18 protein-coding genes are annotated in these 17502 nt (G+C 56.3%); 7 read left to right on the forward strand and 11 right to left on the reverse strand.

The annotated features are described in order from the left end of the window. Window positions 1-2: 2 nt before the first annotated feature. Window positions 3-1028: an ABC transporter ATP-binding protein gene (locus tag RRF56_RS17635; RefSeq protein ID WP_317034469.1), complete on the reverse strand. Its 1026-nt coding sequence runs from the start codon at window positions 1026-1028 to the stop codon at window positions 3-5. Between the two features lie 582 nt (window positions 1029-1610). On the opposite strand from RRF56_RS17635, the gene RRF56_RS26455 reads away from it, so the two are divergent. The 4 genes from RRF56_RS26455 to RRF56_RS17655 are packed head-to-tail and all read left to right on the forward strand — an operon-like array spanning window position 1611 to window position 5342. Continuing rightward, on the forward strand, window positions 1611-4361 hold the full coding sequence (locus RRF56_RS26455) for a COR domain-containing protein (RefSeq protein WP_410510634.1): 2751 nt from the start codon (window positions 1611-1613) through the stop codon (window positions 4359-4361). Between the two features lie 43 nt (window positions 4362-4404). Next, the gene (locus RRF56_RS17645; protein WP_317034471.1) at window positions 4405-4659 is read left to right on the forward strand and encodes a DUF4258 domain-containing protein; all 255 of its coding nucleotides are present in this window, start codon (window positions 4405-4407) and stop codon (window positions 4657-4659) included. A 1-nt stretch (window position 4660) separates the two neighbouring features. Continuing rightward, window positions 4661-4861, forward strand: coding sequence for a DUF2283 domain-containing protein (locus RRF56_RS17650; protein WP_317034472.1), 201 nt, complete (start codon window positions 4661-4663; stop codon window positions 4859-4861). 13 nt (window positions 4862-4874) lie between these two features. Beyond that, window positions 4875-5342 (forward strand): hypothetical protein, encoded by a 468-nt coding sequence (locus RRF56_RS17655; RefSeq protein WP_317034473.1) that lies wholly within the window; start codon window positions 4875-4877, stop codon window positions 5340-5342. Window positions 5343-5372: 30 nt separating this feature from the next. Here the strand turns inward: RRF56_RS17655 and RRF56_RS17660 are convergent, their stop codons facing one another. Together RRF56_RS17660 and RRF56_RS17665 are read right to left on the reverse strand one after the other, a co-directional pair. Beyond that, a complete protein-coding gene (locus RRF56_RS17660; RefSeq protein ID WP_317034474.1) occupies window positions 5373-6353 on the reverse strand; it encodes a heme o synthase in 981 nt (326 codons plus the stop codon). A 211-nt stretch (window positions 6354-6564) separates the two neighbouring features. Continuing rightward, on the reverse strand, window positions 6565-7581 hold the full coding sequence (locus RRF56_RS17665; RefSeq protein WP_317034475.1) for a heme A synthase: 1017 nt from the start codon (window positions 7579-7581) through the stop codon (window positions 6565-6567). Between the two features lie 541 nt (window positions 7582-8122). Here RRF56_RS17665 and RRF56_RS17670 point away from each other — a divergent pair. From RRF56_RS17670 to RRF56_RS17680, 3 genes are all read left to right on the forward strand, one after another. Beyond that, window positions 8123-8461, forward strand: coding sequence for a hypothetical protein (locus RRF56_RS17670; RefSeq protein ID WP_317034476.1), 339 nt, complete (start codon window positions 8123-8125; stop codon window positions 8459-8461). A gap of 239 nt (window positions 8462-8700) precedes the next feature. Further along, on the forward strand, window positions 8701-9078 hold the full coding sequence (locus RRF56_RS17675; protein WP_317034477.1) for a hypothetical protein: 378 nt from the start codon (window positions 8701-8703) through the stop codon (window positions 9076-9078). 249 nt (window positions 9079-9327) lie between these two features. After that, entirely contained in the window at window positions 9328-10083 is a 756-nt protein-coding gene (locus RRF56_RS17680) for an alpha/beta hydrolase (RefSeq protein WP_317034478.1), read from the forward strand. Here the strand turns inward: RRF56_RS17680 and RRF56_RS17685 are convergent. The 8 genes from RRF56_RS17685 to RRF56_RS17720 all read right to left on the reverse strand — a co-directional run bounded on the left by RRF56_RS17685 (window position 10080) and on the right by RRF56_RS17720 (window position 17146). Further along, window positions 10080-10910: an alpha/beta hydrolase gene (locus RRF56_RS17685; RefSeq protein WP_317034479.1), complete on the reverse strand. Its 831-nt coding sequence runs from the start codon at window positions 10908-10910 to the stop codon at window positions 10080-10082. The genes RRF56_RS17680 and RRF56_RS17685 overlap by 4 nt on opposite strands. A 337-nt stretch (window positions 10911-11247) precedes the next feature. Beyond that, window positions 11248-11703 carry an NUDIX hydrolase gene (locus tag RRF56_RS17690; RefSeq protein ID WP_317034480.1) on the reverse strand — a complete coding sequence of 152 codons (456 nt, stop codon included), beginning with the start codon at window positions 11701-11703 and terminating at the stop codon, window positions 11248-11250. A gap of 3 nt (window positions 11704-11706) precedes the next feature. Then, a complete protein-coding gene (gene bcp / locus RRF56_RS17695; protein WP_317034481.1) occupies window positions 11707-12171 on the reverse strand; it encodes a thioredoxin-dependent thiol peroxidase in 465 nt (154 codons plus the stop codon). A gap of 103 nt (window positions 12172-12274) precedes the next feature. Next, entirely contained in the window at window positions 12275-13054 is a 780-nt protein-coding gene (locus RRF56_RS17700) for an SDR family oxidoreductase (protein WP_317034482.1), read from the reverse strand. Window positions 13055-13204: 150 nt separating this feature from the next. Continuing rightward, window positions 13205-13621 carry a hypothetical protein gene (locus tag RRF56_RS17705; RefSeq protein ID WP_317034483.1) on the reverse strand — a complete coding sequence of 139 codons (417 nt, stop codon included), beginning with the start codon at window positions 13619-13621 and terminating at the stop codon, window positions 13205-13207. Window positions 13622-13772: 151 nt separating this feature from the next. Then, entirely contained in the window at window positions 13773-14720 is a 948-nt protein-coding gene (locus RRF56_RS17710) for an ABC transporter permease (protein WP_317034484.1), read from the reverse strand. Between the two features lie 116 nt (window positions 14721-14836). Beyond that, window positions 14837-15946: an ABC transporter permease gene (locus RRF56_RS17715; protein ID WP_317034485.1), complete on the reverse strand. Its 1110-nt coding sequence runs from the start codon at window positions 15944-15946 to the stop codon at window positions 14837-14839. A 9-nt stretch (window positions 15947-15955) separates the two neighbouring features. Beyond that, window positions 15956-17146, reverse strand: coding sequence for a BMP family ABC transporter substrate-binding protein (locus RRF56_RS17720; RefSeq protein ID WP_317034486.1), 1191 nt, complete (start codon window positions 17144-17146; stop codon window positions 15956-15958). Window positions 17147-17502: the final 356 nt, after the last annotated feature.

Below are 17502 nucleotides of genomic sequence, written 5' to 3' on the forward strand. Positions count from 1 at the left end.
TCCTAACGTCCCTTCATAGCCTGTTTCTTTTCTTTTTTTAAGTCGCGCTGCCCCACAGCAGCCAATTCGGCATCCATGAGGGTGCGCCCCGTGGCCGCCAGATACACGTCGTCGAGGCTAGGCCGCGATTGGGCAATGCCAAAGACAGGCAAGTCGGCAGCTTTGAGCGCCTGCTGTACCGTCAGCAGCACATCGGGCTGACGGTCGACCACCAAGTTCAACGAATTGCCCTGGGCCGCATTGACAATCACTTCCCGCACAACGGGCAGCTCTGACAACATGGCTTGGGCCTGCTCGGCCTCAGCGTCGGAGGTAAATTCGCGGATGCGCAGGGTGATGCGATCGCCCCCAATTTTGTCCTTCAGGTCGCTGGGGGTGCCCGCTGCAATCACCTGACCGCGATCGATAATGGCTACCCGGTCGGCCAAGGCATCTACTTCTTCTAAATAGTGGCTGGTAATCAGAATGGTGGTGCCCGCCGCCCGCAGCTGCCGTAAAAACGTCCACACGGCTGCGCGGGTTTCAATATCGAGCCCCACCGTGGGTTCGTCGAGCACCAGCAGATCGGGCTGGTGCAATAGCCCCAAAGCTAGATCTAGCCGCTTTCTAAGACCGCCGGAGTAGGTGCCGGTCTTTTTGTCGGCCCAGTCGCCCAGTTCTAGCAGATCGATCATCTGATCGATGCGGCGGCCCGACACCCTTTTAGGCATGTGGTAAATGTCGGCCTGGAGCTGAAGCAGCTCGCGTCCGGTCAGCACCTTGTCGAGGGCCACCTCCTGAGCAATGTAGCCCAGGTACTGGCGCACCAGCCGAGGCTGATCGACCACCGAGATGCCCATTACCTCTAAGGTGCCGCTGTCGGGGGTGGTCAGGGTGCAGAGGCAGCGAATGGTGGTGGTTTTGCCCGCCCCGTTTGGCCCCAGCAGGCCAAAAATTTCGCCGGACTCAATGGTGAGCGACACATCGCGCACTGCCGCCACTGTCCCGTAAGACTTCTTCAGGTTTTTAATTGTTACCGCTGCGGCCATCTGTAGAGCTAACCCCAAACGTATTGCTTCCTACCCTTGTCATTCTACAGAACTCCACCGGACGGCGGGAGGGTGAGCCGAAGCGGATAGGTTGTAATGCCCCGCCCCGCCCAAAGATCCCCGAGTTTTTGCCCAAAGATCCCCGAGTTTTTCAAAAACTCGGGGATCTGAACCTAGCCGTAACCTCCATCTCGCCAGGGGTGGGTGGTGAGTTATGGCAGGGCGACAAGTTCATGGTTGGTAATAGAGGTTAGTGACCGCCTAATCCACCCTACGGATGCCAACAGCCTAAGAACCCCGGTTTCTTCAAGAAACCGGGGTTCTGAACTCGCCCGCAGGCCCAAACCCGCTCTCTAACAACAACCTTTGTAATCTGCCCATCCCGCCCAAATCGCGGCTATAAAAGGGAGAACCCCGCCTGCTCAACCCAAAATTGCCATGACCCACGACGAGCTGCTGCAACTGATCGACCAGGCCGCCGCTGAGGGGTGGACAGAACTAGACCTCTCGGGCCAGGGGTTAACGGAGCTGCCCCCCGAAATTGGCAAACTTACCCAGCTAGAAACCCTAACTTTGGGAAAGATGACTTGGTGCGCCTATGGAGATGACGGATTTCAAGCAGGATACACCTCACTATCAAGCAATGATTCTCCAAACAAAAATTCCATATCGCACCTACCAAGAGAATTAGCCTTACTAAGCAGACTTCGGACATTGATCCTTGACGGGAATCCTTTAGAAGAGATCCCGGAAAGCGTGACCAAAATTGCCTCCTTGGAAAAGATTTCAGCAATCGAAATTGGATTAAAAAGAATCAATCCGAGAATATCCAAGCTTGAAATTCTAAATAAAATTGATTTAAGAGGCAACCAAATAGAATGTTTGCCAAAAGAGATCGAACAACTTAGAAAATTAAAAGAACTTGATCTCTGTGGCAATTATTTAGCCACAGTTCCGAGCTTCGCATTCTCTCTTGACTCACTTAGAACTTTAACCCTGAGCGCCAATCAAATAACAAGCTTGCCAGAGGATATTCAGCAAAATAAAGCCCTCGTAAATCTTGCACTAGACTATAATAAACTTGAAGGAATTCCAGATTGTGTAGACAAGCTTCAGAGCTTAAGAAGTCTAAATTTGAGTGGGAATAGAATTTCCCATGCTTCTGAAGCCATAGGCAATATTCACAGCCTCTTATACCTAGACTTGTCCTTTAATGAACTTGAATTAATACCAGCTTCTATTAATCGACTCAGAAATCTGCAATCTCTCGTTTTACATAGCAATAAAATTAGAACCATTCCAGCCTTCATTTGCGAACTAAAAGAGCTTGAAAATGTCATTTTCAGATGGAACCAGATCAAATCTATTCCTGATGAGCTAACTTGCTTAAAAGAGCTTCAAAGAATCGATTGTTCACACAATAAAATCAATGCGATACCCAGAAATATAAATCAACTGAAGAAGCTAAAACATCTTGAGCTTGCATGCAACGAAATTGAGGCATTTCCTGTCGAACTGACAGCATTGAAAGAGCTTGAATTTCTTGATCTTCAAAGCAATTCAATACTTTCTATTCCCAGAGAGATCGAATTGTTAACCAATTTAAATTACTTGGATTTACGAAGCAATCCTCTTCCTATATCCCCAGAGATACTTGGCTCTCCTGACCTCGATGATTCACCAGGCTCTGTAGAAGGTATTTTCAACTATCTAAAAGAACTATATGGTGGCAAGGTAAAACCCCTAAATGAGGCTAAGATGCTTTTGGTGGGACAACCCCTTGTTGGTAAGACTTCTTTAATAAACCGACTTGTCGATAATCATTACAATAGTGATGAATCACAAACTGACGGCCTTAAGGTTCGCTCTTGGGGTGTCCACATCAATAGCAAAGACGTGCGCCTCAACGTGTGGGACTTTGGTGGCCAAGAAATCTACCACGCCACCCACCAGTTCTTTCTCACCAAGCGCAGCCTCTACCTGCTCGTCTGCAACTGCCGCACCAGCGAAGACGAAAACCGCATCGAATACTGGCTGAAGCTGATCCAAAGCTTTGGCAGCGAGTCGCCTGTCATCATCGTCGGCAATAAAAGCGACGAGCAACCCCTTGATATCAACCGCAAAGCCCTGCGGCAAAAATACCCCAATATCTGCGCCATTCTCGAAACCTCTTGCCAAAGTGGCAATGGCATCGAAGACCTGCGGGCCACAATCACCTCAGAAGTGGGCAAACTGCGCGATGTCTACAATTTGCTGCCTCTCTCCTGGTTCAAGGTCAAAGAACAGCTCGAAGCCCTCGACAAAGACTTCATCAGCTACGGCGAATACATCGGCATCTGCCACCAAAACCAAATCCCCGAAGAGCAAAACCAAACCCAGCTCATCGACCTACTCCATAATCTGGGCCTGGTGCTCAACTTTCGTGAGCACGACTTTTTGCAAAACACCAACGTCCTCAACCCCGATTGGGTCACCCAGGGCATCTACACCCTGCTCAGCGACGATACCCTCAAAACCCAGGGCAAAGGCATTCTCGATTACGACGATCTGAGCCGGGTGCTAGAGCCGACCCGCTACCCTCCCGAGCGCCACCGCTACCTCACCGAACTCATGCAAGAGTTTCAGCTCTGCTTTGAGCTGCCCGACTGCTCCTGCCCCCGCTTTCTCATCCCCGGTCTGCTGCCCAAAGACGAACCCGACGACACTAGGCTAAAGGGTGAAACTCTTGAATTTCAATACCACTACCGCATTCTGCCCGAGAGCGTGCTATCGCGGTTCATCGTCCTCAGCCACGAAAAAATCCACGAGCAAACCTGCTGGCGCAGCGGCGTCATGCTGGAATATTGCGAAGGCGACGAGGTCTGTAACATTGCTCGCGTCAAAGCCGACCCCGAAGATAAAAAGATTTTCATCTCCATCAGCGGGCGCGAAACCATCCGCCGAATTTTCCTGGCTCTTATCCGCGACACCTTTACCAAAATCCATAAGAGCTTTGCCGATCTGGAGGTGACCGAGTGGGTGCCCGTCCCTGGACACCCCGACCATCCCCCGCTCGACTACCAAGAGCTACTGGGCCAAGAAGGCATGGGCATCCAAGAATTTCCCATCGGCAAACTGCGCCTGCGCCTCAACCTGCGCCAGCTCCTCGACGGCTACGAACCCGTAGAAGCCCGCCGCCAGCGCGACCTCAAAGAACGCGGCCTCGATATCGAAGAACGCTACGGCGATATTCATCTCAACATTCACCAGGGTAGCCGCGCCACCCACCAGCACGGCAGCGGCGATAATGTAGCAGGCGACCTCATCCAAGGTGACAAACACAGCCAATCGTAGGGTGCATTCGCGAAGCAATGCACCACTCTCAACCACAGACCCCATGCAAATTTTCTGGACAAAGCACGCTGAGGAACGTCAACAGCAATGGCAACAGCGATTGGGTATTACTCGCGAGGAGGTCGAAGCCGTCGTCAAAAATCCACAACAGATTGTTATTGAAGACGATATTTTTATCGCCCAGGCAATGCGAGGTAAAGGGCTGTTACGGATTCCCTTCGCTGATGTAGCTGGCACCAGACGCATTATCACCCTGTACTGGACTAATCAAGTTAACCGCTACTGGCAGGAGAACTAGCATGAATGTCAAATATGACGCTGAAGCCGATGTGCTGATTTTCATCATGAAAGATATCCCTCCCTATAATGCTATTTCTGAACCGGGCGGGGTGATTGTCAGCTATGACGAAAACGATGACCCAGTCAGTATCGAATTTCTCAACGCCTCAAAGCGCCAACTCTTCAACCCCAGTGAGACCGTGCTTCAAGTACTTAGTTAAATAGGTTTCAACCATGGCAAACACCATTCACCAGCACGGCAGCGGCGACAACGTTGCAGGCGACAAAGTGATGGGGCAAAAAATCGGCACCCAGGTCAACGGCGGCAACATTGGCAACCTAGTCAACGAAGCCAGCGGCAATGCCCAGGTAACCGCCACCAGCTTTAGCCAAACCAGCGGCACCACCACTGCCGAACTGCTCCAGATTGTCGATCGCCTGCGCCAGACCGCCGCCCAACTGCCTCCCAAAGTGCGCGACGACCTGATTATCGACATCGACGACGTTGAGGCCGAAATTCAAAAGCCCGACGACCAGCGCAGCATGCCGAAGTTGCGAAAACGTCTCGCCGCCCTAGCAACCGCAGCCACCATGCTGACTGGCGGGGTATCGGCAGCAAATGAATTGGCTGATGGTGTCATTGAGCTAGGCAGCAAAATCGGTATTGAGATTCAGCTGCCGTCATCATCAAATCAGCCATAGCTCGGCCTTTCTGCTGCCCACCGTTAGCGCCTAAAAGGGCAGCAGGCTCACCAGCGGCTCTAGTTGCCCAGAGACAGCCGCCACCGCCGATCGCGTCACCGGCCAGCTATCGACCACCATGCCTGCCGATAGCAACATCATGTAGAGAATCGAAAACTTGAACAGACCCTTAGCCAGGTCGCGATCGCCCGGTGTTTTGAGTAGCGCCCAAGCTCGCTGCATAAACATGATCCCCAACCCCAGGGCGATCGCGGCATAGACCACACCCGTCGCCTTAAGCGGGTAGGTCATCATCAGCGTCAGGGGCACCAGCACCAGCGTGTAGTACCAGATCTGCCGAGCGGTGGCCTGGTCACCCACAACCACGGGCATCATCGGCACATTTACCTTGGCGTAGTCATCTTGAATCAGCATGGCCAGACCCCAAAAGTGAGGCGGCGTCCAGATGAACACGATCGCAAAGAACAGCCACGCTGCCAGGGGTAGATCGCCCGTCACCGCCGCCCAGCCCACCAGGGGCGGAATGGCTCCGGCTGCGCCGCCGATGACAATATTCTGTGGCGATGACCGCTTTAGCCAGTGGGTATAGACCCCGACGTAGATTGCAATGCCCACCATCGACAGCACAGCGCTGAGCAAATTTGCCACCAGCACTTGCAGGCTAAACGAGAGCACCGCCAACACTCCGGCAAAGACCAGGGCGTCGCGCACCTGAATGCGCCCCGAAGGAATCGGACGGTGACGGGTGCGCTCCATGTCGTAGTCAATGTCGCGATCGTAAACGCAGTTAATGGTTTGGGCCGAGGCGGCAGCCAGGGTGCCCGTGAGCAGCGTCACCATCAGCAGCACCGGGTCTACCTCGCCCTGGCTCGCTACCCACATGGCCGCCGCCGTTTCAATCAAGAGCAGCGGAATAATGCGAGGCTTAGTTAGCTGCACATAGCTCTGCACAACGGCCTTAAACGACTCGTGGTGGCGGGTAGGGGCATTCCATGTGGTGGTCTGATTCATGCAAAAAATCCTAAATGGTTCTAAAAACCTGTAAATAACCCAACTTCAAGGTCAGAGGTAGCGGTTTGCCGGCAAGAAACCCTACAGTGCTTGAGCTGGCCCCAAATATGACCGTTGACCGCAGCTTGTTTCAGATAAACCGGGTTAAAAACGGTTTGCCATGGCCAACCCAGTCGGCGACAAACAACGCATTCACCCCTAGGCCACAGATCTAGGCTTCGGCAGGGGTAGAGGGTGCGCCGATCGTTTCCCCCAGCCCATCGGGGATGCTGAGGCGGTGGTCGTCAAGGGCAGGGCTGAGGCGATCGCGCCAGGCCAGCACCGTAAAGCACACCAGGGTACCCACCAGCGCGGCCCCCAGAGTGTGGTGAGCCACCGTCAGAGGTTCGACCTGAAGCCGCAGCCGAAACGTCGCAATGCCCATCACCAGCTGAAACACCAGTAATACGCTGGCCAAACTGCCCAACCGGCGGAGCGGATAGGTGAGCGCCGGGGTGCGCCATACCGTCCAAGTCACCGCCAGCACCGCCACTGTGGCTGGCAAAATGCCCAACAGGTGGCTGTTCATCACCTGACAGAGTTCCTTGAGCCCCAAGCACTGGTGAGCGGCCCAGCGCGACCCCACTAACCCTCCCAGCAGGCACTGGGTATAGACAATCAGGGTGCCTCCCAGCCCCAGCCAGGGCAGGCGACCGACAGTGCCGGTGCTGCGGTAGGGCAGCAGACAGCTAGCGATGATCAGCATGGTGCTAAAGAACAGCAGCGCCGTGCCCAGGTGGGCGGTCACAATGTCGAACCGCAGCAGCTGAGTTACCGTGAGCCCGCCGAGCGCCCCCTGCACGCCAATGAGGGCCAGGGCACCCACCGCTGCCCAGGGCAGCCAGCCCGGCACCTGCCGCCGATACCAGGTACATAGGGCCACCAGCCATAGGGTGCTAAGGCCAATCAGTGCGGCATCGAGCCGGTGAAACCATTCGAGAAACACCTGAAGGTTCATCTGCTGCTGGGGTACCAGTTGGCCGTAGCACAGGGGCCAGTCGGGGCAAGCCAACCCCGCATTCATCACGCGGGTGGCGCTGCCCACGGCCATGAGCGCCAGCGTCGCAAACGCGATTTTCCAGACTAAACGGCGAATGCGATCGACGGGGGTGGAGGCAGCGGCTGCGGACGGCCACAGCACCTCACGAACCGTTGCCTGGGACAAAAAGGAAGGGAAATTTGCGGCCATGCCATCTCCAGCGGTGCGGTTGGGGCTTTGGAATGAGAACATGCGTGCTTTGACAGGCGTAACAGATCATCCGAGTAGAGATCTGTTCAAAACCTTGTCAGGGAAGCAGCCTTGAAAGGATTACGACTGGGGAAGGGGATGAGAGTGCATGCTCTACCGTTTGATTACAAGCTACTAAGGAATATCAGTGCCGACAATCCTGGGTACTAGGTACTACTTTAGGGAGTGCAACCCTTGAACTGCCAAAGCTTTAGGGTTTTCTTTGGGATTTGAGCTAGATGATTCGAGCTATATAAAACCTAAAGTTGTGCCGTAGCGAGACACACAACGTAACCTATTGTTACTTTTGGCGATGGTTGGTGGCATACGTCAGGGCAAGATTGAGGCGATCGCCGCTCTGCTACCCGCAGCGCCCCCCAATGCCGTACGCTGGCTACCAGATACCCCATGAAGCGGCAAGCTTAGGGTTGCTGTCTGGGTTTTGCCCCTAGGTTCATCACCCCATTGCCCCCGTCCACCGATCGCGAAGAGCACGTCTACTATGAGCGCCCCCCTTACCCTCAACCTGCCCCAAGGATCGCTGCAATTTACCTTTTCCCCTGAGGCAGCCCAGGGACTCAAGGCCGCCCTCGGCGATCTCATGACCGCGCTCAAGGCGACCGCAGCCCAAGCGGGCGACCCGGCCCGTCGCCCCCCCCAACCCTCAATGGAATATCGCCACACCGGGGAGGTTTTTTTGGAAGTCTTTTGCAATCCCAATATCTGGCCTAGCCCCTTTGCGGCCAAGGCTCTAGTGACCCTACGAGACGATCGCATTCGCGTTACCACCGAGGCTGAGCTGTCGCAGATCTTTGAAGACGTCAACACTTATTTGGCCTAGCGGCGACTACTCCACAACCCTGATCTCGCCTCAGCCTTTTCTCTATCCCAAGGCGGATAGTAGCCTGAGATGCTCCATTGCCGAGGGTGAACAGGCTAGAATGTGAGCGCAAAATGCTGCTGGGGCGGTGAATTGGACTTGTCTGGCCGATCTAATCGGGCCGATCTGACTAGATCGACGAGCCCTTGGTTAGTCTTGGCCCACCGCCTAGCGTTTGGAGTTTCTAAGGCAGTAAAGCTATGCACCCTGATGACCTCTCCCAGACCTTGCAAAAAGGGATCCGCGTTACCCTCGGGGCCACCGCTTCTCTGATTGAAGCCATACAGGATCCTGAGAATTCTAGCCAAAAGTTTTCTGCGTTGGGGGGCGATGTCAACCGCCTGACCGAAGAGCTTGAAGTCAAAGGCGAACTCACCGAGCGCGAGGCGCGACAGTTTGTCGATGCGCTGCTCAGCCAGGTGCCCAACCCCTTCACCAGCGCTCCTTCTGAGACTGACGGACCGACGATTATTACCGTCGCCAGCCCTGTAGTCGACACCTCTGTACAAAATGATCTAGAAGCCCTTACCCAAGAACTGGCTGCCATTCGCAGCGAAATCGAGGCTTTGAAGGGATGATCGGCCCTGTGAACGGGCAACGGGACGACAGACGAAGGTAACAGCCGTGCCTTGCTGGTTTCAACGACTGGCAGGGCACACAACTATAGCTAGCGTTGGAGACAGCTTGGCTCACCATCGCTCTGCTTGGCCCCATTAACCCAATGTTTTTTTGCAGGGCATGCGCGACTAGACTGCCTCCAATTTGCATTAACTTAAAACTTCTTCATAATTAAAGTAAGGAGAGCCGCTAACACCGCAGGAGTCACTATGGCAGATGGGACAGAATTGCCCCTAGCAGATGGAGCAATAGCCAAAAGCCAGGTAGACCTTATTGCCAAGGCCACCGATGACATTCCTTCCGATCGCGAAATTTATTTTATCAGCGGCTTAGGGGCCGACTGGCGAGTCTTTCAGCGCCTGCGGCTAGAGGGGTATCGGCCTGTGCACATTCGCTGGGAGCATCCTCAGCGGGGCGAATCTATCGAGCAATATGCCCAGCAGCTATTGGAGCAAGTCACGGGAGAGTCGCCGATTTTTGTGGGGCTTTCCTTTGGCGGGCTGATGGCGGTCGAGATGGCTAAGCTGTCTAACCCAGCTCAGGTCATTGTTATTTCTGGCGCGACGACTGGCGAGCAAATTCCGGCTTACTTTAAACTGTTGCGCTGGCTGCCTCTGCAATGTGTTTTGCCTTTAAAACAACTGCTGTGGGCGGTCTATGGGGTGTTAGCCTGGCTGTTTGGGCTAAAAGATCCCGACGATCGTTCGCTATTCAAACAGATCTTGATGGATACCGACCCTGGCTTTCTCAAGTGGGCCATTAACCGAGTCGTTGGCTGGCGCAACCAGGTAGTACCTAAAAATCTGGTGCAAATTCATGGGGAGCGCGATCGCGTGTTTCCATCTGGCCACCGCAGCGCCGATGTCGTCGTGCCCGAGGGCGGTCACCTGATGGTGCTCACCCGAGCTGAAGAACTGTCTGAGCTGCTGATGGCTGTGCTAGAGACTACCCCCGCAACGGCTTAAATAAGCTGGCCCAGGGGAGGGCTAGTCTGGTTTGACGGCCCAGGGTGGTCAGTCGTTTGAGGGGCTTGAGGAATTATCCACTGGCCCAGGGCGGTGGCCAGATCGGCGGCTTCTACTCCGAGGGGGGTGTTGGCGGCGGCAATCGGCACAGCGTAGGGATTGCTGAGCTGTTGCCGCCAGATTTGAGCTAGGCGCTGGGTCGTGGAGTCGGCGGGGGTCGGGTCGATGATCAGGGTTGGTACTGCGAGCTGCCCCAGCCGCTGCTGAAGCAACTCACCCTCAATGGCCGCACTCCGCCGTTGAAAAAGGGTTCTACAGGCTGCCGGGTGCTGGTGCAGGCATTGACGGCGATCGCGCAGTTCTTTGGCCCAAGCGCTTTTACCCAGCCAGGGCAGTACCCAGGGCAGGGGCGACCAGGGAGCCGCCAACCAGCGATCGCGTCGCCACCGCCCCCCCAGCCCAGCCTCGGTCACGCCCTCGGGGGCCATGACGGCCAAGCCCTGCACCTGCTCGGGGTAGGTGAGGGCATACTGGCCCGCCACCCAAGCCCCAAGCGAATGGCCCACCAGCCGACAGTGGCTGATGCGTAAAGCGCTCAGTAAACTGCGCAGGGCTTCTACCTGCAACGCAACAGAGTAGGTGCTAGCGACCGAAGATTCGCCAAAGCCCAGCAGGTCGGGAGCCAGGCAGTGGTGTTGGGACCCTAGGCGCTGCAACAGTGGTAACCACTGGGTGCTGTCGTGCCACGAACCGTGGAGAAAGACTATTGTTTCTGCCTTAGGCTTGCCCCCCTCGTGCCAAAACAGGCTTCCCAAAGGGAGTTTCATTCGACCAGTGCGTAGGGGCGTTTTAGCAGGTAACGGCATAGCAGCAATAGATAGATGGCAGCTGGGGCATTGGGTCGTGATCTAGCCACAGTCTCTTTGGTGAGACTGTTTGACTAATCCTGAATCCGACTTGGCTAGCCCCGGTTGGGTTGGGCAAACACCGTTTCTCCTACGTAATCCGCCTGTTGGGAATTGGGGTTATATGACTTGGATTTGGTATAGAACATCAAGTCAGCCCAGCCCCATTCAAACGTTTGCCTGTTCGTTGAGGAACTGCCTCAACAGGCTAACTACGGCTATACCCGAGTGGCCGAATCTAGCAGACTTATCCAAAAGCTTAGGCTAAAACCGTTTCTCCCCTAAAGAAATCTTGCAAGTGCTGACGATGGTCGTGGGAAAGCCGATCCCAAGGGAGATCGTCAGGGGTAAACGACCGCGCCTCTAAAATTTCGCGGGGGTCAGCAGGGTAAGGCTTCCCCGTTACCCGCACGGCCACCGTCACACACACCGAATGAAATCTCGGGTCGCGCTTCGGTTGTGAATAGACCCCCACCAGGCGGTCTAAGCCGACGGTGTCTAGCCCAGCTTCTTCCTTGAGTTCCCGAGCGGCGGCGGTCATCACATCTTCGCCCCAGTCGACAATGCCGCCGGGCAAACTCCATAAGCCGTTGTCGCGGCGCAGGACTAGCACAATGGTGTCATCAGCCATCAGCGGAATGACGCAGGTACCCAGAATGGGGCGACGTAAAATCAGCCCCACCAGGGTGCGCAAAACATGGGTAAAGTAGGCCATGGGCTAAAGGGTTCCCAGATCGGCTAGCACGGTATCGGCGTGGGTTTCGGCTTTAACCTTGAGGTAGACTTTCTCCAGGTTGCCGTCGGGGCCAATAATAAAGGTGCTGCGGGTAATACCCATATATTCTTTGCCCATAAACTTTTTCAGGCCATAAACCCCGTAGCGGCTGGCCACTGCGCCGCCCTCATCGACCAGCAGCGGAAAAGGCAGGTTGAACTTGTCGATAAATTTGGTGTGAGATTTGGCGTCGTCGGTGCTGACTCCCAGGACTACAGTGTCTTTGTCTTGGTACTCGGCGTAGCGATCGCGAAAGCCACAGGCCTCTTTGGTGCAGCCGGGGGTGTTGTCGCGGGGGTAAAAGTACAGCACTACCCGCTGGCCCTTGAGGTCGGCCAGGCTGTAGGTTTTGCCGGTGGCATCGGGGAGATTAAAGTCGGGGGCGGGGTCGCCAGCGGAGAGAGGCATAGTCGGTCGTAAGAATAAACGTTACAGGCCATCGCCTATTGTATAGCGCAGGTTGTATAGCGCAGGTGCAGAGGCCAACCGCTCACGCCTGCCTTGAGTCTGCTTACTCTGGCCGTCGATGAACGTGGAACACTGACGATTGATCCGTCGGCAGCAGCAGCACGTCGCTGAGGTTGACGTGGGGTGGGCGAGTGACGGCGAACAGAATAACATCGGCCACGTCGTCGCCCGTGAGGGGAGTCATCCCCTGGTAGACGCCCTTAGCGCGATCGCCATCGCCGCCAAAGCGCACCAGGCTGAACTCAGTTTCGACTAGCCCTGGGTCGATGTTGGTGACGCGCACCGGGGTACCCAGCAGATCGAGCTTGAGGCCCTCAGAAAGCGATCTGACCGCCGCCTTGGTGGCACAGTACACACTGCCGCCGGGGTAGGTCTGCCGTCCTGCGATCGACCCCACATTGACTACATGGCCCCGGCCCTGAGCCACCATTCCCGGTACCACCGCCCGCGTCACGTAGAGCAGGCCCTTAATGTTGGTGTCAATCATGGCCTCCCAATCGTCGAGGGGAGCTTCGTACTGCTTGTCGAGGCCCCGGCTCAGGCCAGCATTGTTGATCAAAATGTCGATCGCTTGCCAGTTTTTCGGCAGTCCAGCGATCGCCGCCTTCACGGCCTCCGGCTGGCGCACATCCAGCACCACCGTCAACACCTCGGTAGAGTGCTGTCGCTGTAGATCTTCGGCCAACGCCTGTAGGGGGGCCTGGCGACGGGCGGCTAAAATTAGCCTCGCGCCAGCCGCCGCAAACTGTCGGGCGCAGGCAGCTCCAATGCCACTGCTAGCGCCAGTGATCAGAACGGTTTGGTGGGCGATCGAGACAGACATTTTGAGCAGGCTATTGACGACAATTGATTAGGTAAAGTATCTGCGCCGAGGGCAAGTACCCGAGTTGCTTGGCCCCATGCTGCCAATACGGCTGCTGTTCCGGGCACCTGGCACCCTTCCGTCAGGGTTGCCCTAGGTTTACCGCCATGACTAGGGTGCAGTTTCCGGCTCAGGATTCTGTACGCTGGTCTCTATTTCATCTAAGGTTTGCAGCACCAGCCGCTTAGCCTGTAGCTCCCAGCCCCACTTCTGCACCTGAAAGGCCACATAAAAACCAATGCCCGTGGCGATCAGATCGAGCGGCTGTCGCCCCGAAATGCCTAGCAGCAAACCCAGCCCGCCAATGCCCCAAAACGGCAAGGCCACGGTTTGACGATTTTCTTCAACCAGCTGGGCCAAAAAGTTGTTGGGTAGACTGGCTGCCACTTCCTCTCTCACCGCCTTCTGCTTGGGGTAGGGCACCGCAAAGCTAAACTTGCGGCGCAGCTTCTCAATTTTGCGGGCATCGGTACTGTACTCCGTCAGCTCGTCTTCTGCCATGCGAATGAGCTGCTCAGCAATGGTCATAGGGGGCTCGTCCAAATTGAGGTCAAAGGTGGCTCCATGCCGAAGCATCTCAAGACAATTGTCCCAGAATCGGCACTGAGTAATTATCTCACTGTATCGTCAGGGGCCGTCGGAGAACCGCTACCCCAACGGCATAACAATGCTCTTGGGATCAACTGTCTTTGCCTAAGGATCCCGGCGCGCCTGCCAGCGTGCGTTTGGGCGAACAGGTCAGAATCATAATCACCAGCGTGAGAAGGTAGGGAGCCGCATTAAACAGGTAGTAGTACGAATCAATGCCCACCGACTGAAAGGCTGGCCCCAGGGCTTGAGCACCGCCAAACAGCAGCGAGGCCCATAGGCACTGCCAGGGCTGCCAGCGGGCAAAAATCACCAGGGCTACCGCCATCAAACCTTGGCCGCTGGAGATGCGTTCGGTCCAGACACCGGGGTAAAACAGCGACAGGCTGGCTCCGCCAAGGCCTGCCAAAAAACTGCCTCCTACAATGCTGGCCATGCGCACCCAAAAAATCGAAATTCCCATAGCCAGAGCTGCATCGGGGCTATCGCCTACAGCCCGTACGTAGAGCCCCCAACGGGTCGATTTGAAGAACCAGCTCATCAGCGGTACGATCGCCACTCCAAGCAAAAACAGGGGGCTAATTTGCAGCGCCGACTGCACCTGGGGGAGGTTGCTCCAACCGCCTGCTGCTAGGGTAGGCAACTGCGGTGCCTGGGGCTGAATAAACGGTTTGCCGAAAAAGTTAGCCAGACCACTGCCAAAGATAATCATGGCGATGCCCACTGCCACATCGTTGACGCGGGGCTGCTGCGACAGCCAGCCGTGGATGGCCCCCAGGCCCATGCCTGCCACCCCCGCCGCCAGCACCCCCAACCAGGGGGCCAGCACAGGCCCTACCAAGCCCGAACTTATGTAGGAGACGGCGTAGGCGCTCATGGCCCCCATCAGCAGGGTGCCTTCTAGGCCAAGGTTGATTTTGCCGCTTTTCTCGGTCAGGCACTCGCCCAGGCTGACCAGCAAAAACGGCACGCTACCCCGCAGTGTGCCCGCCAAAATACCCAGGGGTACGCCCCACCAGCCTAGTGCTTCGGTTGCCATTGTCTCTCCTCAATCTATCTGCAACGGGATCTGAATCAATCTGGGGAGACCATGAAAGCCCCTAGTTGATTGGTCTAGAACTCCCCGACTCATCCACTCATCCACTCCCTACTTACCTACACCGAAGTCACCGCCCCCTCAGCCTGCGCCTCCCGCTCTTGGAAGATGGCGAAGCGGCCATAGAGCGATTCGCTGTAGAGCACACAGAGAAACACAATGCCCTGAAAGACAAGCACCGTGGCGTCGGGCAAGTTGTGAGCCCGCTGTAAAATGCCACCGCTGGCCAAAATACCGCCCAGCAGCACTGACACCAATACCGTGGCCAGGGGGTTGTGGCGGGCGACAAAGGCCACCAAAATGCCTGCGTAGCCGTAGCTCGACACAATCGATTCGTTCAGCCGCCTTTGCACCGCCGCAATTTCTACCATGCCCGCCAGCCCGGCGCAGGAACCGGCTAAAAAGCACACCGCCAGGGTGAGCTTACCCACGGGCAGACCAGCAATGCGGGCGGCGCGTACATTGCCGCCAGCGGTTCGGGCGGCAAAGCCAAAGGTGGTGCGCTGAATCAGAATGTAGGCCACTGCCGAAGCCACCAGGCCATAGATTAACCCCCAGTGAATGCGGGTGGCGGGCAGGGTGCCCAGCCAGGCGGCAGGGGCAATTTCAAAGCTGGAGGGTTTGCTGACAAAGGCGGGGTCGCGCAGGGGGCCTTGCACCAGGTGGTTGATCAGGGCGATCGCTACATAGTTCAGCAGCAGGCTGCTGATGGTTTCGTTCACCCCTCGGTAGTGGCGCAGGGCTCCTGCCGCCATAATCCACAGCCCCCCGGCCCCAATACTGGCCAGGGCCATCGCTAAGAGCACCAAGCTACCGGGCAAACTCGTCCCCAGGGCTAACCCGGCCAGCACAGCGGCCAGCCCACCCATGACCAACGCTCCCTCATTGCCGATAATCACCAGCCCTAGCCGGGCCGGGAGCGCTGTACAGAGGGCCGTAAGCATCAGCGGCGAGGCGCGAATCAGCGTATTTTGCCAGGCGCTCCAGCTGCCAAAGGCGGCTCGGTAAATCGAGCTATATACTCCCAGGGGGTTGGCTCCGGCCAGGGCACAAAAGAGGCCAAAAATGACCAGGGCCGCCAGCACAGCCCCCACCGGCAACGCCACCGACTCTAGCGATCGCAGCAGCGATCGATTGCCCCATCGCCGCTGGGTTGTTGTCAATGCCATGGTGCTGTCCTAGCTAATCGACCCAATCACACCCTCGACAAAATAGTCCATTTTTTCTAGCTCAACGTTGTCAGTTTTGAGCTGTTCGTTGGCAGGGAGAATTTCTGTGCCAGTGTTGGTCATCAATGGCCCGTCGTAGATGACCAGTTCTCCCGATTTAATGGCGGCTAGAGCGGCATCGGCGTCGGCTTTAGCGGCATCGCTGACCGCCGCACCGTAGGGCGACAGCTTACAGAAATTGTCGGCCAGTCCACCCCGCAAAATATGGGGAATGTCTCCATTCATCAGGGTTTTGCCCGCCATCACGTCTTGGCCCAGGGCCGTGTAAATGCTTGACCAATCCCACTCGGCTCCGGTGAGGTAGCCCTGGGGGGCGAGGGGGCTTTGGTCAGCGTGGTAGCCAGAGGTCATCACCCCGCGCCGCTCGGCGGTTTCCATGACTACCTTGGGGCTATCAACGTGGCAGGTAATCACTTCAATGCCCTGGTCGGCCATGCTGTTAGTAGCCTCGGCCTCTTTGACCGGCACCGACCAGTCGCCGGTAAAGATCACCTGGGTGGTGGCAGCTGGGTTCACTGACCTAGCCCCCAGGGTAAAGCTGTTGACGTTGCGCAATAGCTGAGGGATGGGCTTGGCGGCGACAAAGCCCAGTTTACCTGCTGGGCTCATGTGGCCAGCGACGACCCCGGCGACGTACTGGGCTTCGTCAATGTAGCCGAAGTAGCTGCCGACGTTCTTGGGGTGTACTCCTTCCTGGTATAAGCCCCCGGCGTGGAAAAACTGGACGTCGGGAAATTCTCTGGCCAGGGCCAAAATGTGGGGGTCAAAGTAACCAAAGGAGGTGGGAAAAATCACCTTGGCCCCATCGATTTCGATCATGCTACGCATGGTTTCGGCCACCGCCGTGGTTTCAGGCACGCTGGCTTCTTCGACTAGGCGAATGCCGGGCACGTTGGCCGTCATGGCGGCGGCTCCTTCGGCGTGGGCCTGGTTATAGCCAAAGTCATCTTTGGGGCCGACGTAGATAAACCCGACAACAAGCTCTTCGGTGGTAGACCCATCGGCAGCCGTGCCGCTAGGGCCAGGCGACTGGGCGCAACCAGTACTCAATTTGGCCGTTAGCCCAAAGGCCGAGGAGGCCAGCAGCCCCCGCATCATCTGTCGCCGCGATAGGCGAAACGAACGGTTGCGATCGCTCATTATGGTTATTGCTCTCTGATACGTTGATAGCACAAGACCTCAGCAGCATCACCACAGTCCTAGGTAACGGACCGCATTATTCCTCGGGTCAACTCGGATGCGCCTACGGCTGTGCTTAGCTTTTACACTATTCCCTAAGAATTGGTAAAAGCTCTCGAAGTAGTTGTATCAGAAAAAACGGTTTTGTAGAGTTGGCCGCTACTCTCTTAGGGTAGAGATTGCCAAAGTCCCCTGGAGTTATACAACTCCAGGGGACTTTGCGGTGGGCGACAGGGTAGCGCAACCGAGCCCTATACTGAATCCTGTTTGGTTGCCCCCGGTTCAGCCGGACGCATGCTATGCGCTCCTACGGTTTG

Origin of the sequence: Nodosilinea sp. E11, from assembly GCF_032813545.1 — a bacterium.
Classification (GTDB): domain Bacteria; phylum Cyanobacteriota; class Cyanobacteriia; order Phormidesmidales; family Phormidesmidaceae; genus Nodosilinea.